Below are 25,043 nucleotides of genomic sequence, written 5' to 3'. Positions count from 1 at the left end.
CCTACACCAACCAACTTAATCTGCAAAGCTTTGCATCATCGGGAACTGCAAGAGATGGGCACGCAGAATTCTCGACACATGCCTAGCATCGCGAACGGAAGGGTCAGCCATCCGTGAGCGCTGAGACAAGAGCAGGCGCCCGTGACACAAGTACGTCGCCCGGGTCGGCAAGAAGAACGCCTTCGTCTGCGGTCCGGCAAAGGCGCATCGCGACGTCGAGGAAGGGCGCGATCGGTCCGGCAAAGCGGACCTCACCGTCGTCGTCAACAATGATCAGGGTTGGCAGGCTCTCGATCTCGATATCCAGACGGGCAAGTAGCTCGTCATGCACCTCGATATCCACCCACCTGCAGTTGTCGGCGGCACGCCTCGCGCTTATTTCGTCAAAGGACGCTTGAAAGTCGCGGCAGGTGCCGCACCACTCGGCGCACAAACAGAGAACGGTGAGGCTCATCGCTACATCCGGTCGTCAGGACGGAAACGCGCACGATACGACGCTCGAGCCGGGATCCGGAAGCACCTGCATGCATGGGACGATAACCCGTCTGACTGGGGTGGGTGCGTGAATTCACGCACCCACCGTCCGGTGCGTTCGATTCGCCGGGTTCACCGCCTGCGTTGCCCCGCCAGCCGCCGGACAACGGTGGCGAAGCGGTCGACTTCCTCGCAGGTGTTGTAGAAGGCCAGCGAGGGACGCACCGTGGTTTCCAGGCCGAAGCGACGCAGGATGGGCTGCGCGCAATGGTGACCGGTTCGCACCGCGATGCCTTCCTCGTTCAGCGCCTGGCCGACTTCGTCGGTGGTGTAGCCCTTCAGCACGAAGGACAGCACGCTCGCCTTGTCGGCCGCGGTGCCGATCAGCCGAACGCCCGGTATGTCGCGGATCGCGTGCGTGGCATAGACCAGCAGGTCATGCTCGTAGCGCGCGATGTTCTCGATGCCGACGCGATCGACATAATCCAGCGCCGCACCCAGCCCCACCGCGTCGGCGATGTTGCCGGTACCGGCCTCGAAACGCGCCGGCGGCGGATGGAATACGGTGCGCTCGAAAGTGACGTCCTGGATCATGTTGCCGCCGCCCTGCCAGGGCGGCATGTCTTCCAGCACGTCTCGCTTGCCGTACACCACGCCGATGCCGGTGGGGCCGAAGATCTTGTGGCCGGAGAACACGAAGAAGTCGGTGTCCAGCGCACGCACGTTCACCCGCATGTGCGACACCGACTGCGCGCCATCCACCAGCGTCTTCGCACCGGCACGATGCGCCAGCTCGACGATCTCCTGCACCGGCACGACGGTGCCCAGCGCATTCGACACCTGGGTCACCGCGACCAGCTTGGTACGCTCGTTCAACAGGCGCTTGTATTCCTCGAGCAGTACCTGACCGCTGTCGTCGACCGGGATCACGCGGATCTTCGCCCCCTTCTCGGCCGCCAGCTGCTGCCAGGGCACGATGTTGGCGTGGTGTTCCAGGTGCGACACGATGATTTCGTCGCCGGCGCCGATATTCTTCGCACCCCAGCTCTTGGCCACCAGATTGATCGCCTCGGTCGCGCCGCGCACGAAGATGACTTCCTCTACCGAACCTGCGCCGATGAAGCGCGCCACCTTCTGCCGCGCCGCCTCGTAGGCATCCGTCGCGCGGGCGGCCAGTTCGTGCGCCGCACGGTGGATGTTCGAGTTCTCGTGCGCGTAGAAGTACGCCAGCCGGTCGATCACCGCCTGTGGCTTCTGCGTTGTCGCGGCGTTGTCGAACCACACCAGCGGCCTGCCATTCACCCGCTCGGCGAGTATCGGAAAGTCCCGCCGTACCACATTGACATCGAAAGGCGGATGACGGCCGGCGTTGGCATTCGGCACCCGCCCGGCGTGACCGACCGTGGGCGCCGCCTGGCTGTCGACGAAGTAGTAGGCCGGCGCCGACGGCGCGGCCGGATGCACCTCGCGTGACGGCTCGGCCAGCAGCCCGCGCAGCGCGTCGTCGCCGGGCAGGCCGAAGGAACGGGCACTGACGCGGTCATCAACATGTGCAGGCGCCGACTGCAGCGCACTCGATTCGCCGAGGAAATAGTACGGCGACGAGGGTGCCGAAGCACCGCCCGGCTGCGGGAAGGCGGACGCGCCACCGAGCGGCGGCAGCGCTGCCGCGTAGGCCTCGGGCACGCCCTGTGCAACGCCCGCGCGCGGCGAGCCGACCGGGTAGGCGTCGGCTGCCACGTCGGGCACATGATTCTGCGCGGTCGCGTGCGGTACCAGCTTGGGCGACGAGGCGCCCAGCGACAGACCATGCTGCGGTGCGACCGGCGCGGCCGCCGCAGCCGTGCTCGACGGCGCGCTGGCCGGGACCGGCGGCACCGGCGATTGCGGTGTCGGCGCCGGCGCAACTGCCAGCGGTGCATCGAACGAAGGCGGCGTCTGCCCGGGCAGCGCAGCGAACAGCTCGCTGGCCAGGCGCGACAGCACCGACGCGTCGGGCGCGCCGGGCGGCAGCGGAGAGCTCAGACCGCTCACGTTACTGCTTGTAGGTGTCGGGATACTCATGGTACTTGCCGATCTCCACGTCATCGAGCACAGCCAGCGCGTCTTCGGTCAGCACGGCCAGAGAGCAATACAGCGAGATCAGGTAGGACGCGATCGCGTTGCGGTTGATGCCCATGAAACGGACCGACAGGCCCGGGCTCTGTTCACCGGCCAGACCCGGCTGGAACAGGCCGACCACGCCCTGGCGCTTCTCGCCGGTGCGCAGCAGGATGATCTTGGTCTTGCCGTCCTCGACCGGCACCTTGTCCGACGGAATCAGCGGCAGGCCGCGCCAGGTCAGGAACTGCGAACCGAACAGGCTCACGGTGGGCGGCGGCACACCGCGGCGGGTGCATTCGCGGCCGAAAGCGGCGATCGCCAGCGGATGGGTCAGGAAGAAGCCGGGCTCCTTCCACACCTTGCCGATCAGGTCGTCCAGATCGTCCGGGGTCGGCGCGCCGGTCAGCGTCGAAATGCGCTGGTCGTCATGCACATTGGCCAGCAGACCGTATTCCGGATTGTTGATCAGTTCGCTTTCCTGCCGCTCCTTGATCGTTTCGATGGTCAGACGCAGCTGCTCCTTGATCTGGTCGTGCGGGCTGCTGTAGAGGTCGGACACGCGGGTGTGCACGTCGAGCACGGTGGTGACCGCATTCAGGAAGTACTCGCGCGGCTGTTCGTCGTAGTCGACGAAGATCTGCGGCAGTTCCGCTTCGTCGCGCTGCGAGCACGCGACACGCACGTCCTGCGGGTTCTTCACACGGTTCACGCGGTAGATGCCCGCCTCGACCGGCAGCCACTGCAGCAGATGAACCAGCCAACGCGGCGTGATGGTCGATAGCTGCGGGACGGTCTTGGTGGCGTTGGCAAGCTGGCGGGCGGCGTTGTCGCCAAGCGCCAGCTGTTCGGGTGTGTCGGCCATGAAAGGCTCCTAGCAAGGGGAGGTTGTTTATGCGAAAAACTGCTAAGCAAATATCTATTTCTTCTATGCGGCATTCAACCGGCTATAGCCACCAATCGGTTCGTCGTCCGTCCGTTCAGGCGATCGTGTGCTGCACGGCAGCTGGCAGCTCGTCCATGCGTTCGCAGCCGTCGAGCAGATCGCCGGCCGGCAATTCGAGCGCCAGCGCGAGCTTGACCACCGTGGCGAGCGAGGGCATCGCGCTGCCGCGCTCGACCTCGCCGAGGTAGGAGCGATTGAGTTCGGCGCGCTCAGCCAGTACCTCCTGCGACCAGCCGCGCAATTCGCGCGTCCGCCGCACCGCACGGCCGAAGCGGCGCGTCAGCGCCTCGGCCAGAGGTGGCGTCGGCCTTCCGTGCCGGGCTGTCATGGCTCGACCAGTTCCGCCGCGACCGGCACGTTCTGTGAATTGGCCTGCGTGACCTGGCTGCCGGGCGGCACGCTGCGCGTGAGCCACACATTGCCGCCTATCGTGGAACCGCGTCCTATCGTGACGCGGCCCAGTATCGTGGCCCCGGCGTAGATGACCACGTCGTCCTCGACCACCGGATGACGCGGCAGCCCTTTCTGCAACGTGCCAACCTCGTCTGCCGGGAAGCGCTTGGCGCCCAGCGTGACCGCCTGGTAGAGCCGCACGCGCTCGCCGATTACCGCGGTTTCGCCGATCACGACACCGGTGCCGTGATCGATGAAGAAGCCGGCGCCAATCTGCGCTCCCGGGTGGATGTCGATGCCGGTGCTCGAGTGCGCCGCCTCGGAAATGATGCGTGCGACCAGCGGCACGCCCAGCGCGTACAGCTTGTGCGCGATGCGGTGATGGATGACTGCGAGCACGCCGGGGTAGCACAGCAGCACCTCGTCGACACTGCGCGCCGCCGGGTCGCCCTGGTAGGCGGCCAGCACATCGGTGTCGAGCAGCGCGCGCAGGCCGGGCAGCGACAGTGCGAATTCGGCGACGATGGCTCGCGCCAGCAGGTCGACGTCAGCCTGCGGCGATGCCGCGCGGCGCGCGTCGTAGCGCAGTTCCAGCCGCACCTGGTGCAGCAGGGCGTTGAGCGCGGCGTCCAGCGTGTAGCCGATGTAGAAATCCTCGCTCTCCTGATGCAGATCGGACGGGCCGAGCCGCATCGGGAACAGCGCGCCGCACAGCGCCTCGGCGATGTCGCGCAAGGCCTCGCGCGACGGAAATTCGCGCGCGCCGCATTCGGTCGTACGCTGCTGCGCGCCGCGCCAGCGTGTGCGGATGTCACGCAGCTCGGACACGATGCGGTCCAGCTGCCACGCGCCTTCAGATTCCGTGGCCCTCGTGAGGCCGCCCTTCTTCAAAGTCATTCGGGATCTCCGTTGCGGGGATGAAGAAGGCGGCCGCGACGGCGACCGCCGCGCATCAGTCCTGCTGCCAGGGCAGGCCGCTGACCACCCAGCCGCCGCTGTTGCGCCGCTGGCCGTCGGTGCTCAGTTCGCCCTCGAAACCTTCGAGCACGTTGAACACATGACGGAAGCCGGCTTTCGCTGCCGCCTCGGCGGCGGCGGCCGAACGCTTGCCGCTGCGGCACAACAGAAGGAGGACGGCGTCTTTGCCGACCTTGGCTTCCAGTTCCTTCACGAAGCGCGGATTGCGCGTCATCGATGTACCGGTCGCCCACGCCACGTGGACGCTGCCCGGTACGTGGCCGACGAACTTGCGTTCCTCCGCCGTGCGGACATCCACCAGTACGGCGTCGCCGGCCGATACCAGCGCCCAGGCCTGGTCCGGCGTGATGCCGCCGGCGTACAGGAGCGCGTCGTGCTCCGCACGTTCGCGGGCAATCGAGAGCGGCGGTGCGTCGAGCACAGCAGCACGGGGTGAGGACGCAAGGGCGTCCGCGGTCGCAGCAGTCATGATTATTTCCTCCTCGGCGTGACGACACCGGCGATGCGCCGCCTCCCAGGCGGTCCCGGCATCGGCCGGCGCCGGGCCGACGCAAGGGCGTCGCTCCCGGTGACGCCAATCTATCGGCCGGCCGGGCACCCACAAACCAATTGAATTTCAGATCGAATGCAGGGAATGCTTTGCGCGAAATCCGCTAAGGCGGCGCGCATAAGCTCTGCAGGATTAATTGGTTGGATGTGGCGGGCGCGCCCCCTAGATTGGTCGCCATGAATGCCCCCGGACCCCGCCGGCTGCGCCGGCCCGAAAAGCGCCCCGACCGCCACGAACCGCTTCCGCTCGGCGACAAGCTGCTGGCAGCGGTCGTGTTCGCCTTCGGCCTCGCCCTGCTCTATCGCACCTGGCTGTTGCTCGAATGAGCCTGACGCGCCTGTCGCCCCTCACGGAGAAACACATGAACACCGTCGACGCCAGCCGCTCGGCGCTCGAGCGCTACCTGCATACCCTACCCCGCGATGCCGACGGGCATCACCCCTTGTGGACGACGCCCGACGGTCACGTCGCCGGGCGTTTCATGCACAGCAGCCTGTCTTCGGTTTTCCAGCCGGTACAAAGGCTGGACGACGGCACGCGGATCGGCCACGAAGCCTTCATCCGTTCCTTCGACGCCACCGGCGGCGACCTGTCGCCGTGGAACCTGTTCGCCAACGCCGCCGGCGACGATGCGCTGATCGAACTCGACCGGCTGTGCCGCACGCTGCACGTGCTGAACTACTTCGGCCGTGCCGACGAGACCGGAAGTCTCTTCCTGAACGTCCATGGCCGCCTGATGCTGGCCGTCGGCGAGGACCACGGCAGCGCCTTCGGACGCGTGCTGTCGGCACTGAACATCGAGCGCCGCAAGGTGGTGATCGAATCACCGGACGCGATGACCAGTGACTTCGCCATGCTGGCCTACGTGATGCTCAACTACCGCTACAACGGATACCGCATCGGCGTGAACCTGCTGAACGCAGGCCAGCTGGACGAACTGGTGCGTCACGTACGGCCGGACTTCGTCAAGCTCGACGCCGGCCGCGACGACACGCTGCGCGACCTGGCGCAGCACGCGAAGACCTGCGCCCGTCATGGCATCGAACTCATCGTGCAGCGCATCGGCAGCGAGGCGGCACTGGCCCGGGTACGCGCAGCCGGGGTTCGCCTCGGCCAGGGCTACGCGCTCGGCCACCCCGTCGCGCCGGCCGCGCGACGAGCGACCGGCAGGACGGCATTCCCGAATCCCTGATAAGCACATCGTTTCTTGTTGGTTCACGCGCCCGGCCCGACTGCCTAGGCTGCGTGCCTTCGATCCCAACGGAGCCATCATGCACACCCGCCTCACCCACCTGATTTCCGCCGCCCTGCTCGCCCTCGCCGCCGTCGTACTGCCGGCGCAGGCGCAGACCACGCTGCTCAACGTGAGCTACGACGTGTCGCGCGAACTGTACAAGGACATCAACCCGGCCTTCGCCGCACACTGGAAAACGCTGTCGGGCGAAACGCTGACGCTGAACCAGTCGCACGGCGGATCGAGCAAGCAGGCCGGCGCCGTGATCGGCGGGCTGGAAGCCGACGTGGTGACGATGAACCAGTCGCCGGACATCGACATCCTGGTGAAGAACAGCCTGGTGTCGGCCGACTGGCGCAAGCGCCTGCCGAACGACGCCACGCCCTACACGACCACCACCGTTTTCCTGGTGCGCAAGGGCAATCCGAAGGCGATCAAGGACTGGTCCGATCTCACCCGCGCCGGTCTGCAGGTGATCGTGCCCAACCCGAAAACCTCGGGCAACGGCCGCTACACCTACCTCGCCGCCTGGGGCTATGCACTGAACAAGGCGAACGACGAGGCGGCGGCGAAGGACTTCGTCAGCAAGCTGTTCGCCAACGTGCCGGTGCTCGACGGCGGTGGCCGCGGCGCCACCACCACCTTCACCCAGCGCGGCATCGGCGACGTTCTGGTCACCTTCGAGAACGAGGCGGTGCTGCTGGACAAGGAACTCGGCGGCGACCAGTTCGACATCGTCTATCCGTCGCTGTCAATCGAGGCGGCCGCCCCGGTGGCCGTGGTCGACAAGGTGGTCGACAAGCGCGCCACCCGCAGGCAGGCGGAGGCCTATCTGCAGTACCTGTACTCGGCCGAAGGCCAGGACATCATTGCCCGTCACCACTTCCGCCCGCGCAGCGAGGCGGCGCTGAAGAAGTACGCCAAGCGGTTCCCGCCGGTGAACACATTCACGGTCGAGGCGAAGCTGGGCGGCTGGGATGCGGTGCAGAAGACGCACTTCGCCGACGGCGGCATCTACGACCAGATCGTCACCCGCCGCTGAATCCGACCACGCCCTGCCCGATGAGCCAGAACGCCGCACTGCAGAACGGAAAGCGCCTCACCTTCGCTCGACCGGAGGAGATGGCGCTGTCCATACGTGCCACCGCGCTGGTGTTCGAGGACCCGGCGTCGACCGCGCTGCTGTCCGACATCGAGCTGATCGCGGCACGCGAAGTGACGGCGATGATCATCGGCGAGACCGGCACCGGCAAGGAACTGGTGGCACGACACATTCACGCGGTCAGCGGTCGCGCCGGTCCCTTCGTCGCCGTCAACTGCGGCGCGCTGAGCGAAGCACTGATCGACGCCGAACTGTTCGGGCACGAGGCCGGTGCCTACACCGGCGCCACGCATGCACGGGCCGGCTGGTTCGAGGCGGCAGACGGCGGCACCCTGTTCCTCGACGAGATCGGAGACATGCCGTCCGCGCTGCAGGTGAAGCTGCTGCGCGTGCTGCAGGAACGGCAGGTGGTGCGTCTCGGTTCACGCACCCCGGTACCAGTGGATGTGCGGCTGATCGCCGCCACCAACGTGGACCTGTGGCGTGCGGTGAACGCCGGCCGCTTCCGCGCCGACCTGTACTACCGGCTTAACGTGGCGCCGATCAGGTTGCCCCCGCTGCGCGAGCGGCGCGGAGACATCCCGCCCCTGGTAGACCACTTCGCTGCGCAGTACGCGCGCCGGCTGGACATCGCCGACGTGAACTTCACCCCGCGCGCCCGCGAGGCGCTGGTGGCACACGACTGGCCCGGCAATATCCGAGAGCTGGAAAACGTCGTCCACTACGCGCTCATCGTCAGCCGCGACGGCCGTGTCGACATCGACGACCTGCGCCTCGCCAACGCCTCGCTGGCACCGGCTGCGCAGCCCCCGGTCGCACTGCCGGCCGACACCCCTGCACAGCTGTTCGAGCGCATCGCGGGCGACCTGCGGCGCCTGATCGAACTGCACGTACCCGAACTTCACGACACGATGGAGCGGATTCTGGTATCGACCGCCTTCGAGTCCTGCAGGAGAAACCAGGTCCATACGGCAGAGGCCCTGTCCGTGTCGCGCTATGTATTGCGCACCCAACTCAAGCGACACGACCTGCTCGACACTGCGCGCCAAGGCATTACGGCCCCGCAGGCGTCCTGAACTGTGCGCCGGCGTCAGGGCTGGGGGCGGTGCGTTGGCAGAGTGGCTTTGAGCGTGACGTGATCCTGCCCTGAAACGGCAGAGATCTCTCCTCCATGGGCACGAACGATGGCTTTCGATATCGCCAGACCGAGACCCGCGCCGTCACTGAACCTCCTGCGTGACGCATCCACGCGGTAGAAGCGCTCGAAGATCCGTGACAGGTCATCCTCAGGAATTGCGTCACCGGTGTTCTCCACACTGAGCTCGACGCAGTCCGCGTCTGCCGGCCGTACGTCGATCGTGATCCGGCCATGAGCCTGCGTATGCCGCACCGCGTTCGAGAGCAGGTTGTTAACGAGACGGCGCAGCATCAGCCGATCTCCGGATACCCGGGCCGCACCGGTGAAAGTGAGATCGATCGATTTCTCATCAATCAGCGGTTCGTAGAACTCGATGACGCTATCGATCTCGGCTCGCAGATCCACGTCTTCACGCTGCGGTACAAGCAGCTGGTTGTCCGACTTCGCGAGGAAGAGCATGTCGGCGATCATTCGCGACAGACGTTCGAACTCCTCGGCGTTCGAGGCAAGGACATCCTGGTACTCCTCTATCGAGCGCGCGCGCGACAGTGTCACCTGGGTCTGCGTCAGCACATTGCTGACGGGAGTGCGTATCTCGTGAGCGAGGTCAGAAGAGAAATCGGCAAGCCGGTGGAAGGATGCTTCCAGCCGGGCAAGCATGTCGTTCAGGTTACTGACGACATCGGCGAGTTCGGCGGGAATGGACGCCACCGGAAGCCGTTGATCCAGGTGATCCGCAGTGATGCTGGCGGCGCGCCGGCTGATCTCGCGAAGGGGATGCAGACCGCGGCGGGCAGCGATCCAGCCCAGTCCTCCGGACATCAGGGCTGCAAGACCGACCAGGGACCATAGTGCCCACTCGAACGAACGCATGAACAGCTCGTGCTGCGTCATATCCACCGCGATACCGAGGACGGCCGGGGCAAGCCCCTCGATCGCCGTCGGCGCCTGGACCGCCAGGCCCCGGTAATGCCGCCCGGCACCGTCCTCCCAAAGGCGGTACGGGTCTGTCGGGCGCTGCCCCACCGCAAGTACTTCGGATGGAAATGACCCGTCCGCCGATCGATAGATCGTCTGGCCGTCGGGAGCCCGGACGATGACGATCAGTCCGTGATGCCCGACCAGGGCGTGATCCAGCTGCTCCGGAAGAGCCTTCAGTTCGTCCTCGTTGCGCACTCTCCGCAGCGCCTGCGTAAGGAGTTCGACCTTGCCACCGATGAGCGCCCTGTCGATCTCCTCGAAATGCCGCTCGACCAGGACCCCGATCAGCAGTCCCAGGACCAGCAGCACCGACGTCGACAGGACCGCGAAAAGCAGTGTCAGACGCAAGGTCATCGACCGCCGCAGCAATGCGCTCACGCGTCGACCTCCAGCACATAGCCCATGCCGCGCACGGTATGAATCAGCTTCCGATCGAATCCTTCGTCCACCTTTGCACGCAAGCGGCGCACCGCGACTTCGATGACGTTGGTATCGCTATCGAAGTTCATGTCCCACACCTGTGACGCGATGAGCGAGCGCGGCAGCACCTCGCCTTGCCGTCGAAGCAGCAGCTCGAGCAGCGCAAATTCTTTTGCCGTGAGATCGATTCTGACGCCGGAGCGGGTCACGCGGCGGCGCATCAGGTCGAGCTCCAGGTCGGCCGCGCGCAGTTGGCCGGACTCCATGCTCGCGCCGCCCCGGCGCAACAGCGTGCGGACCCGGGCCAGCAGCTCGGAGAACGCAAAGGGCTTCACCAGATAGTCGTCGGCGCCCGCCTCCAGCCCCTTAACCCGGTCATCCACGGCGTCGCGCGCAGTCAGGAACAGGACCGGCATGTTCTTACCTGCACCGCGAATGCCCTGCAGTATCTGCCAGCCGTCAATCCCGGGAAGCATCACGTCCAGTATGGCCAGATCGTAGCTCTCGGTCAGGGCAAGGTGCAGGCCGTCCAGGCCGTCGCGCGCGAGATCCACGACAAAGCTCGCTTCCACCAGGCCCTGCCGCAGATAGTCACCGGTCTTGGGTTCGTCTTCGACAACGAGAATCTTCATGGCAGCGCTCTCATCATTTTCCTGAACCGTCATCCTGCACAGTTGAGGGCGACGTATCCGCGAGATTACGGAAATGTAATCGGAGAGTCAGGGTCCCGTTACCCCGGCCGGGGAAGAATCACGCCACCGGATAACTCGGACTGGGCAGATGAAGAACATCCTTGTCGGCGCGCTGATCGTGCTCATTTTGATGGCACTTTCCGCGCTGGCCGCCATACAGCTCGGTCTCCCCGATTTCGCCGCGGACCGCCCGCACGGCGAAACCACCTACGAGCTCATCGCATGGGCGCGCGAGCGCTCCGTGGCTGTCCGCTCAGCCCGGGTGGCCCCTCCCGCCGACCTCGATGATCCGGAACGGGCCCGTCGCGCAGCCGGTAACTACGACGCCATGTGCGTCGGCTGTCATCTGTCTCCAGGGCAGGAGGAAGGCGAGCTGCGGCGCGGGCTCTATCCCGCCCCGCCGGATCTTTCCAAGCCTCGGGAGGGCGTTCGAGACGAGGACGCACGCAGTTTCTGGATCATCAAACACGGCATCAAGGGATCCGGAATGCCGGCCTGGTCAAAGGGCGGCATGGAGGATGCAGCGATCTGGGACCTGGTGGCGTTCCTGCGCGTGCTGCCCGGCCTGTCGGCAGACGGTTATCGGCGCGCCGTCGCTGCCAGCGACGGGCATTCGCATCGCGGCATCAATCACTCGACGTCACCCCATGAGCTCGAGACGGGACCCGTCGCGCCACCAGAGCATGACCATGGCACGCACGACCATCGGCATTGATGGCTGCCGAGCGACGGCACGCTGCGGAGAACAGAACGTATGAATACCTGGCGCAGACAGATCGGGAGGCTTTCTACGGCACTGATGATCGCGTGCAGCACATCGCTGCTGGCCGCCCCGTCCGCCGCGGACGTACCTGGCGCGAGCGTTGACAGCCTTCTGCGCCTTGCTCGCGAGCAGAACCCCGAATACCTCGCCATGCTTTATGAAGCGGAGGCCGCAGCGGAGCGGGTGACGCCCGCAGGCGCACTGCCGGACCCGAGGCTGAGAACCGAATTTCGCGACATCACGCGCATGGGTGAACGGAGTCCGACCCTCATTCCCGGCCAGGTCGGCAGCACCCGCTATCTGGTGATGCAGGACGTTCCCTGGTTCGGCAAGCGCGACCTGAAGAAGCAGGTCGCAGAATTCGAGGCCGAGGGCGCGCGCGGACGGGCACTCGTCAGCTGGAACGACGTGGCCGCGCGCATCAAGACGAGCTTTGCGCAACGGTATTTCGTACATCGGAATGCGCGCCTGACCGACGAGATCCTGGAACTGGCGAAGCGCCTTGAACATCTGGCACTTACCCGGTACGCGAATGGTCTGGCACCCCAGCAGGACGTCATCCGCGCGCAGATCGAACAGACAGGGCTGCACAACGAGAGACGGGTGCTGGTTGCGGAGCAGCAGCAGCTGGAAGCCCGGATCAACGCGCTTGCCGCGCGTCCTGCCCGGGCGCCTCTCGCCGACCCGGATCACCTGCGCCCCCTGCCCGACCCCTCGCGGCTCGAAGCGGGCGCTCTGGAAGGCCGGGCACGCCGGTCCAACCCGCTGCTTTCCGTGGAGATCGCCCGTCTTCAGGCGGCGGAAAAAAGCCGGGAGCTGGCCTATCGCAATCGCTATCCGGATTTCACCTTCGGCGTCTCGCCCATTCAGTACGACAACGCGGTGAAGGAGTGGGAGGTGATGGTCGAACTGAACATTCCCCTTCAACAGGACACGCGCCGGGCACAGGAACGCGAATCGGAAGCGATGGTTTCCGCCGCACGCGCAAGACAGCTGTCGGCCGAGAACCTGTTGATGGGCGAGATCGCGGAAGCCACCGCAGCGCTGGACAGTGCCCGCCGTACGGAGGAGCTGACGCGCGGCACGCTGTTGCCGCAGGCCGAACTGACGTTCCGTTCGGCACTGGCCGGATACGAAGCAGGCCGCGTCGACTTCTCGACCCTGATCGACGCGCTACGGCAGATCCGTCAGGCACGACAGAGCCTGATCCGCGCGCAGGCCGAGGGACAGGCGCGGCTCGCGGACGTGGAACGCATGATCGGAGAAGAACTGTGAGCACGCTGTCACTGCGCAGGGTGCTGCCCGCCATCCTGCTGGTCGGTGTCGCGGCCGGCGCAGGCTACTGGCTTGGCAGCACAGCCCCCCACAGCACGAAGGAAGCCGCAAGCGCCGACGCCACGCCGAAGCAGCGCACGCCGCTCTACTACCGCAATCCGATGGGCTTGCCCGATACCTCTCCGGTACCCAAAAAGGATCCGATGGGAATGGACTACGTCCCTGTGTTCGCCGACGATGAGAAAAGTGCGGATGGCGTCACGGGCGAAGTCGTCGTGAGCAGCGAAAAGGTGCAGATGCTGGGCGTGCGGACCGAGGCTGTCTCCCGCCGCATGCTGGAGCGACAGATTCGCGCGGCGGCGAGGATTGAAGCGGACGAGCGCCGCACGTACGCGATATCGCCGAAGTTCGAAGGCTATATCGAGCGTCTGCACGTGAATGCCGTGGGTCAGGCCGTCCGCAAGGGGCAGGCGCTGTTCGAGGCCTACAGCCCGGAACTGCTGTCGGCACAGAGCGAGTACGCCATCGCCGCCGAAGGAGTACGTGCGCTCGAGGAAAGCAGCGCCGAAACGCAGACGGGCATGCGACGGCTCGCGGAATCGAGCCTTGCACGTCTTCGCAACTGGGATGTCTCCGACGACCAGATCCGTTCGCTCTCCGGCTCTGGCGCAGTGCGCCGGACGCTCACCTTCCGTTCTCCCGCCACCGGCATAGTCACCGAGAAGAGAGCGCTGCAGGGCATGCGTTTCATGCCCGGCGACCCGCTGTACCAAGTGTCGGATCTGTCCACGGTGTGGGTAATGGCGGATCTCTTCGAGCAGGACATCGGCCTGGTCAGACCCGGTGCGCATGTCAGCGTGACGGCGAATGCCTATCCGGAGCAGACGTTCGGCGGCACCGTGTCCTTCATCTACCCGACGGTGAACACCGACACGCGCACCACCCCGGTCAGGATCGAGTTGCCCAATCGCTCGGGCCTGCTCAAACCGGGCATGTACGCGGACGTCACACTCACGGTGGCCGGTCGGGCCCCGGTTCTGACGGTACCGTCGTCCGCCATCCTGGACAGTGGCACCCGACGTGTGGTTCTGGTCGAACGTTCGCCCGGGCGCTTCGAACCCCGGGAAGTGACTCTGGGCGCGCGTGCCGGCGACAGGACTGAAGTGCTCCGGGGCCTCCGCGACGGGGAGCCGGTCGTCGTGGCCGCAAACTTCCTGATCGACGCGGAGAGCAACCTCAAGGCGGCCCTTGGCAGCTTCGGCCAGGCACCCCACGAGGAGGCGCAAGCAGCAGGCACGCGCCGCACGTCCGGGCATCAGGCGCAGGGGAGACTGGAGCGCATGGACAGCTCGGCAGCGGTGGTCACGATCAACCATGGTCCGGTCGACAGCCTGGGCTGGCCGGCAATGAGCATGGATTTCAAGCTCGCGAACCCCGCTGTGACGAAAGATGTGCGCAGCGGCGATCTGATCGCGTTCGAATTCGTCGAGCGCGCGGCGGGCGAATGGGTGGTGACCTCGATGAAAAGGCGAACTGCCTCCGCGCCGGCGCAGCCGTCGCCGGAACACGCTTCGCACGACCGTCACTGATCGCCGAGAGGAACGCATCCCGATGCTTGCCCGACTCATCGACTGGTCCGGTCGTAACCGCTTCCTCGTACTGCTCGCCACCTTCTTAGTCATCGTCGCCGGCGTACTCGCGGTAATGAGAATACCGCTCGATGCGCTGCCCGATCTGTCCGACGCACAGGTGATCGTCTACACCGAATACCCCGGTCAGGCACCGCAGGTGGTGGAGGACCAGGTTACCTACCCGCTCACCACCGCGATGCTGTCGGTTCCGCAGTCACGGGTGGTGCGGGGCTTCTCGTTCTTCGGTGCATCCTTCGTCTACGTGATCTTCGCCGACGGTACCGACATCTACTGGGCCCGCTCGCGCGTACTTGAATCGCTCAGCGCGGCTGCCGGCCGCATGCCCGAGGGCGTCACGCCGCAGATGGGGCCTGATGCAACCGGTGTCGGCTGGGTCTTCCAGTACGTCGTACTGGCCAAGGACAGAACCCTTGCGGAGTTGCGCACCCTCCAGGACTGGTACCTGAGATATCCGCTGACGAAGGCTGGTGGCATTGCCGAGGTCGCATCGATCGGTGGATTCGTGCAGACCTACCAGGTCACGGTCGATCCGGTCAGGCTCCGTGCATACGGCATTCCGCTGTCCGCCGTTACGCGCGTCGTTCGCGAATCGAACCGGGACGTCGGCGGGCGGGTGGTCGAGATGGCCGAGACCGAGTACATGGTGCGCGGCCGGGGATATCTCCGCGACATCGACGACATCGCCAGTCTCATCGTGAAAGCCGATGGCGGTACCCCGGTGCTCGTTCGGGACATCGCCCGGGTGGAACGCGTTCCGGACGAACGCCGGGGTATCGCCGAACTGAACGGAGAAGGTGAGGTCGTGTCGGGCATCGCGATGGCGCGCTACGGCCAGAATGCACTCGAAGTCATCCACAACCTGAAGGACACGCTCGCCGAGGTGTCATCCGGACTGCCCGCAGGCGTGAGCATCCTGCCGGTGTACGACCGCTCTGAACTGATACATCGCGCCATTGAAACGCTGCGCAACACGCTGATCGAGGAAAGCCTGATCGTCGCCCTCGTATGCATGGTGTTCCTGCTGCATCTGCGCTCCGCACTGGTTGCCATCCTGATGCTTCCGGTGGGCGTTCTGATCGCGTTCATCGCCATGCATCTGCTGGGCATGAACTCCAACCTGATGAGTCTGGGCGGCATTGCCATCGCCATCGGCGCAATGATCGACGCCGCCATCGTCATGATCGAGAACGCGCACAAGCATCTGGAGCGTCTCGACGAGGGGGAGTCCCGGGCAGAGGCCATACTCCTCGCGTGCAAGGAGGTCGGACCGGCACTGTTCTTCTCCTTGCTCATCATCACCGTCTCCTTCCTGCCGGTGTTCACGCTCGAATCGCAGGAAGGCCGGCTGTTCTCGCCGCTGGCTTACACCAAGACCTTCGCGATGGCAGGCGCCGCACTGCTGTCGGTCACGCTGGTTCCGGTGCTGATGATGCTGTTCATCCGTGGCCGCATCCTGCCCGAGGCTCGCAACCCTGTTAACAGACTGCTGATCTGGCTCTATCGCCCAGTCATTTCAGGCGTGCTGCGCTGGAAGGGGCTCACCATCCTGCTCGCCGTGCTGGCGATGGCGGTCTCGATCTACCCGGCAAGCAGGCTGGGCTCCGAATTCATGCCTGCCCTGAACGAGGGCACCCTGCTCTACATGCCCGCCTCGCTGCCCGGCATGTCGATCACCAAGGCGGGCGAACTCCTTCAGACGCAGAACAAGATCATCAAGAGCTTTCCGGAAGTGGCTTCGGTTTACGGGAAGGCGGGACGTGCAGCCACGGCCACCGACCCCGCGCCGACCGAGATGTTCGAGACGGTGATCAACCTCAAACCGGAATCGGAATGGCGGCCCGGCATGACCCAGGACAGGCTGATCGCCGAGATGGATGCGGCGCTGCAGTTTCCCGGTGTAGCAAACGCGTGGACCATGCCCATCAAGGCGAGGATAGACATGCTGGCCACCGGAATCCGTACTCCGATCGGAATCAAGGTATTTGGCAAGGACCTGCGCGAGATGGAACGCGTGGCACGCGAGATAGAGACTGTCGTGAAGGCGGTTCCGGGAACGTCGTCCGCCTTCGCGGAACGCATTACAGGCGGCTTCTATCTGGACATCGAGCCGGATCGCGCCCAACTCGCCCGCTACGGTCTGGCCGTCGGCGATCTGCAGGAGGTGATCGGCACGGCGCTCGGCGGCGAAAGAGTAACGACGACGGTGGAAGGGCGTGAGCGCTACGCGGTTGCAGTGCGCTATCCACGGGAACTGCGCAGCGACCCGGACCGGATCGCGCGCGAAGTGCTGGTACCCACGATGAACGGCATGATGATTCCGCTCGGGCAGCTCGCGCACGTCTCGATTTCCCGGGGCGCCCCCGCGATCCGCACGGAGAATGCCCTGTTGTCCGCGTACATCTTCGTGGATATCCGGGACCGCGACATCGGAAGTTATGTTGCCGAAGCACGCGCAGCGGTAGACGAGCGCGTGAAGTTTCCACCCGGCTACTACGCGACGTGGAGCGGGCAGTTTGAATCGATGGAGCGCGCGATCAGGAAGATGAAGGTCGTCGTACCGCTCACGCTCCTCATCATCTTCCTGCTGCTCTACCTGAACTTCCGGCGCCTGACCGAAACGCTGATCGTCATGCTGTCCGTACCCTTCGCACTGGTTGGCGGCGTCTGGCTGATGTGGTTGCTCGATTACAACCTCTCGGTCGCGGTCGCAGTCGGCTTCATCGCGCTCGCCGGGGTGGCGGCCGAAACCGGGGTGGTGATGCTGATCTACCTCGACCACGCGTGGGAAGCCGCCAGGAAGCGCTGCGAAGCGTCGGCGGTGACGCCCACCGCCGCCAATCTCCACGCCTCGATCATGGAAGGTGCAGTCGAGCGGGTGCGGCCGAAGATGATGACGGTAGTCGCGATCATGGCCGGCCTGCTGCCCATCATGTGGGGTAGTGGCGCCGGCTCTGAGGTGATGCGTCGGATCGCCGCCCCCATGGTGGGGGGTATGGTCTCCTCGACGCTACTCACATTGCTCGTCATCCCGGCGCTCTACGCCTTGATCAAACAGCGGCAGCTGTCCCGCTCGCGTGACGCCGCCGGCGCGCGTCACGCAACGGCTTCCTGACAGAAATGTAATCGCCGGGTCATCGAGGAGACGGGCGCCGGAACACAGACTGTGGAGCGTCAAGGCAGCACTGCCCGGACGCCCTCTACCGACCCTTCAGGAGATCTGACATGAAACTGCTCAACGCTCTTGCCACCACCGCTGCCACCATTCTCACGCTGGCGTTCCCGGCGCACGCCGCCGAGACGGACCGTCCGGCCACGCCGTCCGACGCGAAGATCGAGAAGGACAAGAGAAAGGTGACCCCCCACTCGCATTCGCCGGACAAATCGGGGGTTCCGATGCCCGCAACGGCACCGACGGTCACGGACTCGAACAAAGCCGATCCGGCGACCGACATGACCAAACATCATCATCCGCGTGATCGCTGATACCGACCGGGATGTCCCCGCTCGCGCCCGGGCCTCCCGTCGATGTGCTTGCTGTCCCCGAAACACCTGATAGAAAGGAATCGATCATGAACACGCTTCGCACCGCTGCACTGTCCGTGGGATTTGCGCTCATTGCCGGCCTTGCCTCGAACGTCCAGGCGCAGGCCCAGTCGCCTGCCGAGCATGAGGGCCACCATCCGGAGGGAAGCGCCTCCGTCCCGGCCCGGTCTCCCGAGCCTGCCGCACGAAGTGCAATGGGAGATATGGATCGCCACATGCAGAAAATGCAGGCAATGCACGAGAAGATGATGGCGGCGAAGACGCCCGAGCAACGTCAGGCGCTGATGAGCGAGCACATGAAGCTCATGCGCGAGGGCATGGCCATGATGAAGCGAATGCGCGGCGGGATGGGGATGGGCAATGACGGCAAAGGGACTGCCGGCATGAAGAACGGCGGCAGCATGGAGGATCGCCACCGGATGATGGAGAAGCGCATGGACATGATGGAAGGCATGATGCAGATGATGATGGACCGCATGCCTCCGGCCGATTCACCCCGCTGAGAGAGGCCGCTGCGATGACCTCCATGCATCCAAACGATGACGGGCGCCCGCCGGGATTCTGGCGCTCCCGTCACGCGGCCGGTTTCCTCGTGATCGGCGCGGTCGCGGCGTATTACCTGCTCACCGAGCACCTTGCGCACGTCCTGGGAGCTCTGCCCTATCTGCTCCTGCTGGTCTGTCCGGTCATGCACATATTCATGCATCGCGGCCACGGCCACGGTCACGGTCACGGGAACAGGCGGCCGGCGTCGAGCGGACCGGAGCGACCCGAGGAAGGACAATAGGAGATCAACCATGGCGCAATCAGGACCTGCCTACAACCTCTGGTTACTCGTCATCGCGAACTCGGCGATCTTCATCATGTTCGCCTTCAGCTTCTTCAAGCCCGCGACCGCGAGGGACTGGCGTACCTTCGGCACCTTCTCAGCCTTCATCGTCGCCCTCTTCGTCGAGATGTACGGATTTCCACTCACCGTCTACGTGCTGTCCGGTTGGCTGCAGACCCGTTATCCGGGCCTGGACATCCTGACTCATGATGCCGGCCATCTGTGGTCCACCCTGCTCGGACAGACAGGTGATCCGCATTTCAGTCCGCTGCACATCGCCAGCTACGTGCTGATCGGCTACGGTTTCTACCTGCTGTCGAGTGCGTGGCATGTTCTCTATCACGCCCAGCGCCGCGGTTCGCTCGCGACCGCCGGGCCCTACGCGCGCATCCGCCATCCGCAGTACGTCGCCTTCGTAATGATCCTGCTGGGCTTCCTGCTGCAGTGGCCGACATTGCTTACGCTGGCCATGTTCCCGGTACTGGTGCTGATGTACGGACGGCTCGCACGCACCGAAGAAGGCGAGATGCAGAAGCGGTTCGGGCAGGAGTTTGACGACTACGCATCACGGACGCCGCGTTTCATTCCCCGCTTCGGAGCGGGGAATGCCGACACCGCCCGGCGGTGACTGCCGCAGGCATTCCCCGATTGAGCGATTGACGACCTGGAGACCGAAATGAATTCGATCGATCTGAAAGTGGGTGGCATGACGTGCGGCTCATGCGTTTCGCATGTCAGGACGGCATTGAGCGATGTCGAGGGCGTGCAGGCCGTCGAGGTCGATCTGGCGTCCGGTCACGTACGCGTGCGCGGGGAAGCGCTGCCGGCGCTCGACGTGATGCTCCACGCGTTGGCAGCGGCAGGCTACGCCGGCGCAGCGGCGCAAGCTGGCGAATCCCCGGGTTCGCCAGACGCCGCAACGAATATGAAGCCTGGCCCGACCGGTGGAGGTTGTTGCTGCAGATAGCACTGCCTTCATCCAGGCACACGCATCCACTCCGCGCCCCCGGCTGCGCGATCACACTGGACCTGATCTGACCATGCATGACCACTCGACAGAATCCCGCCCGGACGCCGCCTCGTTCGAAGACCCCGTTTGCGGAATGAAGGTGATCGAGGGTTCGGCTCACCACCTGGTTCATGCAGGGCAGACCTATCGCTTCTGCAGTGCCCGGTGCCTGAACGAGTTCAGAGCCCATCCCGCGCGCTACCAGCGGCCGTCGACTGTGGCGTCGCACACGGCCGCTCGTGATCTTTCCGCGAAGGACAGCGCTCCGGGCGATCGGTCGGATCTCCACACACCGTCGGCGCCGCCCGGCACCATCTACACCTGCCCGATGCACCCGGAGATCCGCCAGGAGCACCCAGGGACCTGCCCGAAATGCGGCATGACGCTTGAACCGCTGATTCCCGAACTCGACGAGGACGACAACCCCGAACTGAAGGATTTCAGCAGACGCTTCTGGCTCACATTGCCTCTGACCGTCGTCGTCACCGTCCTCGCCATGTTCGGGCACCTGGTGGACCGGCTCGACGCAGGCACCCGTACCTGGATGGAGCTGGTGCTGTCGCTGCCCATCGTGCTGTGGGGCGGTGCACCGTTCTTCGTCCGGGGCGCGCAGTCCGTGCTGAACCGCAGCCCGAACATGTGGACCCTTATCGGCCTGGGTACGGGCGCTGCCTTCCTCTATAGCGTAGTCGCGACAGTAGCGCCGGACGCCTTTCCCGCTTCGTTCCGCTCCATGGGGCGTATTGGCGTGTATTTCGAGGCGGCCGCAGTCATCATTTCGCTCACCCTGCTCGGGCAGCTGCTCGAGCTACGGGCACGCTCCCAGACCTCGGCGGCAATCAAATCCCTGCTCGGTCTGGCGCCGAAGACAGCCCGGCGTCTCACCGATGACGGCGGCGAGGAGGACGTGCCGCTGACCCACGTCCATGTCGGGGACCGGCTGCGCGTCCGTCCGGGCGAGAAAGTGCCCGTCGACGGCGAGGTCCTCGATGGCAGCAGCGCGGTCGACGAGTCGATGATCACCGGCGAGCCCGTGCCGGTCATGAAGAGGGTCGGCGACAAGCTGATCGGAGCCACGCTGAATACCCACGGCGCTCTCGTCATGAAATCGGAGCGCGTGGGGGCGGCAACCGTGCTTTCCCAGATCGTGCAGATGGTGGCCCAGGCCCAGCGATCGAAAGCCCCCATGCAGCGGATGGCAGACATCGTGGCGGGCTATTTCGTGGTGACGGTCGTTGCGATCGCACTGCTGACGCTGTTCGCCTGGGGGCTCTTCGGACCCGAGCCGAGCTGGGTGTTCGGTCTGATCAACGCGGTGTCCGTGCTCATCATCGCCTGCCCGTGCGCGCTCGGTCTTGCAACCCCGATGTCCATCATGGTGGCGACCGGCAGGGGCGCGACGCAGGGCGTGCTCTTTCGTGACGCCGCTGCCATCGAGAATCTGCGGAAGGTCGACACCCTGATCATCGACAAGACAGGCACCCTCACCCAGGGAAAGCCCGCCTTCGACAGGGCGATTGCGGCGCCCGGCTTCTCGGAGGAAGAAGTCCTTCGTCTGGCCGCGAGCCTCGACCAGGGAAGCGAGCACCCGCTCGCCGACGCGATCGTACGGGCAGCCCGCGAACGGGGTCTCGCTCTCGAAGAGCCGGAAACCTTCGAATCCGGCTCGGGCATCGGTGTACGCGGCGTACTTTCCGGCCGCGCACTGGCCCTGGGCAACACCGCGCTGATGCAGCAGATCGGCGTTGCAGTCGAGTCATTGAAGGATCAGGCCGAAGCCCTCAGAGCCGAGGGCGCAAGCGTCATGCACTGCGCTGTCGACGGCAGGCTGGCCGGCCTCCTCGCAGTGTCGGATCCGATCAAGGAAAGCACGCCTGAGGCGCTGGCCTCGCTGAAGGCGGCCGGACTCCGCATCGTCATGGCGACCGGCGACGGCCTCACCACGGCACGGGCAGTCGGCGCACGTCTCGGCATCGAGGAGGTTCATGGCGAGGTCAAGCCCGAAGACAAGCTGCAGCTTGTGGATGCACTGCAGCGGCAGGGCGCTGTCGTCGCCATGGCTGGCGACGGCATCAACGACGCGCCAGCCCTCGCCAAGGCGAACGTGGGCATCGCCATGGGAACCGGAACTGACGTGGCGATGAACAGCGCCCAGCTCACGCTCGTGAAAGGCGATCTTCGCGGAATAGCCGTCGCCCGCGACCTGTCCGAGGCAACCGTGGGCAACATGAAGCAGAACCTGCTTTTTGCCTTCCTCTATAACGCACTGGGTGTTCCGGTAGCCGCAGGCGTGCTGTACCCGATCACCGGCTGGCTTCTCTCCCCTCTTATCGCCGCCCTTGCAATGAGCCTGAGCTCAGCCTCCGTAATAGGCAACGCACTGCGCCTGCGGCGTTTCGGTCGATAGCGCAGTCCCGGCAGGTCTGAAGGATGAAACCGCTGCTTCAGCGGTTCTGAACGCACGGCCGCATTCTCCGTGTGAGCGTTTGCACGTCCGTCGCCCGCGTCCGCGCGGGCACGGAAATGCCGTCCGCATCGACGTTGCGTGACACCGGCAGCACCGTGAGCGACACGAGTGTGGAGATTTCACCAGCTGCACCCGCACCGCTGGGCGGAACCGCACAGCCGCGGCGTAAAAGCGTGCAGGACATCTTCGCAAATACGCAAATCCGTCACGAAAACGTCATCGCGATGGTGTGGCACGGCTCCTGCTATTCAACAGTCAGGGCCGCATCTTCGGCCACTGCACGAGACAGGACATCGACATGAGCACCACCGACAAGGAAATCCTCTGCACCCTCGGCCCGGCATCGCTGAACGACCGCGTGCTCGCACGGCTGGAAGAACTGGGCGTCAATCTGTTCCGCATCAACCTGTCGCACACCAAGCTGCAGGACCTGCCGCGCGTGATCGACTACATCCGCAGCCGCACCTCGGTGCCGATCTGCCTCGACACCGAGGGTGCGCAGATCCGCACCGGGGACATGCTGAACGGCGAGATCGCTGTACGCGAGAACAGCGTCGTGCATGCGCACAAGCTGCGCGTACCCGGCGACGCATTCAACTTCAACCTCTACCCGGAAGACGTGATCGACAAGCTGGAAGTCGGCGACTTCATCAGCATCGACTTCAATTCGGTGCTGGTGCAGGTGATCTCGCGCGACGACGCCAAGGTGACGATGCGCGTGCTGCACGGCGGCGTGATCGGCCAGAACAAGGCGGTCACCGTCGAGCGTGACATCCCGCTCGACACGCTGACGGCCAAGGACATCGCGGCGCTCGAATACGGCCGCTCGGTCGGCATCCGCCACGTGGCGCTGTCGTTCGCCAATCGCGGTTCGGACGTCGACCAGGTGCGGGCGCTGGTCGGCGACGACACCTTCCTCATTTCCAAGATCGAATGCCGCAACGGCCTGATCAATCTGGACGAGATCGCCGAAAAGTCGAACGCGCTGCTGATCGACCGCGGCGACCTGTCGCGCCAGGAGCCGATCGAGCGCATTCCGCGGCTGCAGAAGCTCATCATCGCGCGCGGTCAGGCGCGCAAGCGCAAGGTGTATGTCGCCACCAATCTGCTCGAATCGATGATCACCGCCCCCAAGCCCACGCGGGCCGAGGTGAACGACGTGGTCAACACCTTGCTCGACGGCGCCGACGGACTGGTACTGGCGGCGGAGACCGCGATCGGCAAGGACCCGGTCGGCTGCGTGGCGATGATCGTCAAGCTCATCCGCGAATTCCGCGTGCTGAACGAGCGCCTGCCGGCGGCGCACAAGGACACGCTGGTCTACACGCCCACCGATCCGACCTCGCTGCTGATCGAGCCGCACGGCGGCGTGCTGGTCAATCGCGTCAGTGCGGCGGCGGCCATCGACGATCTTGCCGCGCTGCCGCGGCTGGCAGTGCGCGACACCGAACTGCTCGACTGCCAGCAGATCGGCGTCGGCACCTTCTCGCCGCTGACCGGCTTCATGGACCGCGATACGCTGCACAGCGTGCTGCATCGCAACCGCCTGCCCGACGGCACGGCGTGGACGGTGCCGCTCATCCTGCAGGTCGACGAGGCGCAGGCACGTCGGCTGTCGCCGGGCCAGCGCGTGGTGCTCACCGACGACCGGGGCGACGCCCACGCGGTGCTCGACGTGACGCAGATCTACCGCTACGACCTCGCCGAACTGTCGCAACTCGCCTTCGGCACCACCTCGTCCGCCCACCCGGGTGTGGCGCGCGTGCTGCGCAACGGCGACTGGTTCGTCGGCGGCGACATCACGCTGATCGAGGAGCGTCCGTCGCCCTGGCGAGAATTCGAACTGACGCCGCGGCAAAGCCGCTTCATCTTTGCGCACAAGGGCTGGAGCAAGGTAGTGGCCTTCCACGGCCGCAACATCAGCCACCGCGTGCACGAACACCTGCAGCTGGAAGCGCTGGAGCGCACCAATGCCGACGGCCTGTTCATCAACCCGGTGGTCGGGCCGAAGAAGCCGGGCGACTTCCTGCCGCGCCCGCTGATCCGCAGCTACCAGATGCTGATCGACTTCGGCATCTACCCCAACGGCAAGGTGCTGCTCGGCGCACTCGCCACCTACCCGCGCTATGCCGGCCCGCGCGAGGCAGTGTTCAATGCCCTGTGCCGCAAGAACATCGGCTGCAGCCACTTCATCGTCGGCCGCAACCACGCTGGCGTCGGCGACTTCTACGACGACCGCAGCTATCGCGCACTGTTCGACGAACTGGGCGACACCGGTGTCACGCCGGTGTTCTTCGACGCCATCGGCTACAACCCGGCCACCGGCGCCTACGAAAGCGGCGTGACCGACGACGCCCACTCGATCAGCGGAACCCGCGTGCGCGATTCGCTGCTGCGCGGCGAACCGCTGCCGGACTGGTATGTACGCGGCATCGTGCAGGACATGATCAGCGCCGAACTCAAAGCGGGCCAGCCGCTGTTTCACGCATGAGCAGGC

General features: G+C 65.3%; 23 protein-coding genes. 15 read left to right on the top strand and 8 right to left on the bottom strand.

Features of this window, described 5'->3' with window-relative positions; translation table 11 throughout:
* Positions 1 to 103: 103 nt before the first annotated feature.
* The 6 genes from METRZ18153_RS0109580 to METRZ18153_RS0109555 form a co-directional block, all read right to left on the bottom strand.
* Positions 104 to 454 (bottom strand): thioredoxin family protein, encoded by a 351-nt coding sequence (locus METRZ18153_RS0109580; RefSeq protein WP_020164533.1) that lies wholly within the window; start codon positions 452 to 454, stop codon positions 104 to 106.
* Positions 455 to 606: 152 nt separating this feature from the next.
* The gene (locus METRZ18153_RS0109575) at positions 607 to 2,508 is read right to left on the bottom strand and encodes a family 2A encapsulin nanocompartment cargo protein cysteine desulfurase (protein ID WP_020164532.1); all 1,902 of its coding nucleotides are present in this window, start codon (positions 2,506 to 2,508) and stop codon (positions 607 to 609) included.
* 1 nt (position 2,509) lies between these two features.
* Entirely contained in the window at positions 2,510 to 3,439 is a 930-nt protein-coding gene (locus METRZ18153_RS0109570) for a family 2A encapsulin nanocompartment shell protein (RefSeq protein WP_019918395.1), read from the bottom strand.
* A gap of 115 nt (positions 3,440 to 3,554) precedes the next feature.
* Positions 3,555 to 3,848 carry a helix-turn-helix domain-containing protein gene (locus tag METRZ18153_RS0109565; protein ID WP_020164531.1) on the bottom strand — a complete coding sequence of 98 codons (294 nt, stop codon included), beginning with the start codon at positions 3,846 to 3,848 and terminating at the stop codon, positions 3,555 to 3,557.
* The gene (gene epsC / locus METRZ18153_RS0109560) at positions 3,845 to 4,810 is read right to left on the bottom strand and encodes a serine O-acetyltransferase EpsC (RefSeq protein ID WP_020164530.1); all 966 of its coding nucleotides are present in this window, start codon (positions 4,808 to 4,810) and stop codon (positions 3,845 to 3,847) included. The genes METRZ18153_RS0109565 and epsC overlap by 4 nt, the downstream gene beginning before the upstream one ends.
* A 55-nt stretch (positions 4,811 to 4,865) precedes the next feature.
* Entirely contained in the window at positions 4,866 to 5,360 is a 495-nt protein-coding gene (locus tag METRZ18153_RS0109555; protein WP_029143669.1) for a rhodanese-like domain-containing protein, read from the bottom strand.
* Positions 5,361 to 5,617: 257 nt separating this feature from the next.
* On the opposite strand from METRZ18153_RS0109555, the gene METRZ18153_RS20985 reads away from it, so the two are divergent.
* From METRZ18153_RS20985 to METRZ18153_RS0109535, 4 genes are all read left to right on the top strand, one after another.
* Positions 5,618 to 5,767 (top strand): hypothetical protein, encoded by a 150-nt coding sequence (locus METRZ18153_RS20985; protein WP_198291211.1) that lies wholly within the window; start codon positions 5,618 to 5,620, stop codon positions 5,765 to 5,767.
* Between the two features lie 35 nt (positions 5,768 to 5,802).
* Complete coding sequence (locus METRZ18153_RS0109545) at positions 5,803 to 6,633, top strand: EAL domain-containing protein (protein ID WP_020164527.1); 831 nt, start codon at positions 5,803 to 5,805, stop codon at positions 6,631 to 6,633.
* 79 nt (positions 6,634 to 6,712) lie between these two features.
* The gene (locus tag METRZ18153_RS0109540) at positions 6,713 to 7,717 is read left to right on the top strand and encodes a sulfate ABC transporter substrate-binding protein (protein WP_020164526.1); all 1,005 of its coding nucleotides are present in this window, start codon (positions 6,713 to 6,715) and stop codon (positions 7,715 to 7,717) included.
* A 20-nt stretch (positions 7,718 to 7,737) separates the two neighbouring features.
* The gene (locus METRZ18153_RS0109535; protein WP_020164525.1) at positions 7,738 to 8,853 is read left to right on the top strand and encodes a sigma-54 interaction domain-containing protein; all 1,116 of its coding nucleotides are present in this window, start codon (positions 7,738 to 7,740) and stop codon (positions 8,851 to 8,853) included.
* Positions 8,854 to 8,867: 14 nt separating this feature from the next.
* On the opposite strand, the gene METRZ18153_RS20090 is transcribed toward METRZ18153_RS0109535, so the two are convergent.
* Together METRZ18153_RS20090 and METRZ18153_RS0109525 are read right to left on the bottom strand one after the other, a co-directional pair.
* Positions 8,868 to 10,274: a heavy metal sensor histidine kinase gene (locus METRZ18153_RS20090; protein WP_020164524.1), complete on the bottom strand. Its 1,407-nt coding sequence runs from the start codon at positions 10,272 to 10,274 to the stop codon at positions 8,868 to 8,870.
* Entirely contained in the window at positions 10,271 to 10,948 is a 678-nt protein-coding gene (locus METRZ18153_RS0109525; protein ID WP_020164523.1) for a heavy metal response regulator transcription factor, read from the bottom strand. Before METRZ18153_RS0109525 ends, METRZ18153_RS20090 begins: the two co-directional genes overlap by 4 nt.
* A 148-nt stretch (positions 10,949 to 11,096) precedes the next feature.
* Here METRZ18153_RS0109525 and METRZ18153_RS0109520 point away from each other — a divergent pair, with 148 nt between their 5' ends.
* From METRZ18153_RS0109520 to METRZ18153_RS20385, 11 genes are all read left to right on the top strand, one after another.
* Positions 11,097 to 11,723 (top strand): c-type cytochrome, encoded by a 627-nt coding sequence (locus tag METRZ18153_RS0109520; protein ID WP_020164522.1) that lies wholly within the window; start codon positions 11,097 to 11,099, stop codon positions 11,721 to 11,723.
* Positions 11,724 to 11,762: 39 nt separating this feature from the next.
* Positions 11,763 to 13,046, top strand: a complete 1,284-nt coding sequence (locus tag METRZ18153_RS0109515; protein WP_043363837.1) for a TolC family protein — start codon at positions 11,763 to 11,765, stop codon at positions 13,044 to 13,046.
* Entirely contained in the window at positions 13,043 to 14,635 is a 1,593-nt protein-coding gene (locus METRZ18153_RS0109510; protein WP_020164520.1) for an efflux RND transporter periplasmic adaptor subunit, read from the top strand. Before METRZ18153_RS0109515 ends, METRZ18153_RS0109510 begins: the two co-directional genes overlap by 4 nt.
* 22 nt (positions 14,636 to 14,657) lie before the next feature.
* Positions 14,658 to 17,810 carry an efflux RND transporter permease subunit gene (locus METRZ18153_RS0109505; protein WP_020164519.1) on the top strand — a complete coding sequence of 1,051 codons (3,153 nt, stop codon included), beginning with the start codon at positions 14,658 to 14,660 and terminating at the stop codon, positions 17,808 to 17,810.
* 110 nt (positions 17,811 to 17,920) lie between these two features.
* Positions 17,921 to 18,181 (top strand): hypothetical protein, encoded by a 261-nt coding sequence (locus METRZ18153_RS0109500; RefSeq protein ID WP_020164518.1) that lies wholly within the window; start codon positions 17,921 to 17,923, stop codon positions 18,179 to 18,181.
* Positions 18,182 to 18,267: 86 nt separating this feature from the next.
* On the top strand, positions 18,268 to 18,744 hold the full coding sequence (locus METRZ18153_RS0109495; protein WP_020164517.1) for a hypothetical protein: 477 nt from the start codon (positions 18,268 to 18,270) through the stop codon (positions 18,742 to 18,744).
* Positions 18,745 to 18,758: 14 nt separating this feature from the next.
* Positions 18,759 to 19,028 (top strand): DUF2933 domain-containing protein, encoded by a 270-nt coding sequence (locus METRZ18153_RS0109490; RefSeq protein ID WP_020164516.1) that lies wholly within the window; start codon positions 18,759 to 18,761, stop codon positions 19,026 to 19,028.
* Between the two features lie 10 nt (positions 19,029 to 19,038).
* Positions 19,039 to 19,698, top strand: a complete 660-nt coding sequence (locus METRZ18153_RS0109485; protein ID WP_020164515.1) for a methyltransferase family protein — start codon at positions 19,039 to 19,041, stop codon at positions 19,696 to 19,698.
* Between the two features lie 48 nt (positions 19,699 to 19,746).
* A complete protein-coding gene (locus METRZ18153_RS20610) occupies positions 19,747 to 20,037 on the top strand; it encodes a heavy-metal-associated domain-containing protein (RefSeq protein ID WP_081629086.1) in 291 nt (96 codons plus the stop codon).
* 73 nt (positions 20,038 to 20,110) lie between these two features.
* Positions 20,111 to 22,486 carry a heavy metal translocating P-type ATPase gene (locus METRZ18153_RS0109480; RefSeq protein ID WP_081629085.1) on the top strand — a complete coding sequence of 792 codons (2,376 nt, stop codon included), beginning with the start codon at positions 20,111 to 20,113 and terminating at the stop codon, positions 22,484 to 22,486.
* 358 nt (positions 22,487 to 22,844) lie between these two features.
* Positions 22,845 to 25,037 (top strand): pyruvate kinase, encoded by a 2,193-nt coding sequence (locus METRZ18153_RS20385; protein WP_029143666.1) that lies wholly within the window; start codon positions 22,845 to 22,847, stop codon positions 25,035 to 25,037.
* Positions 25,038 to 25,043 lie beyond the last annotated feature (6 nt).

Source organism: Methyloversatilis discipulorum, from assembly GCF_000385375.1.
GTDB lineage: Bacteria > Pseudomonadota > Gammaproteobacteria > Burkholderiales > Rhodocyclaceae > Methyloversatilis > Methyloversatilis discipulorum_A.
Note: the sequence above shows the minus strand (reverse complement) of the source record. Positions and strands in the feature narration are given on the sequence as shown.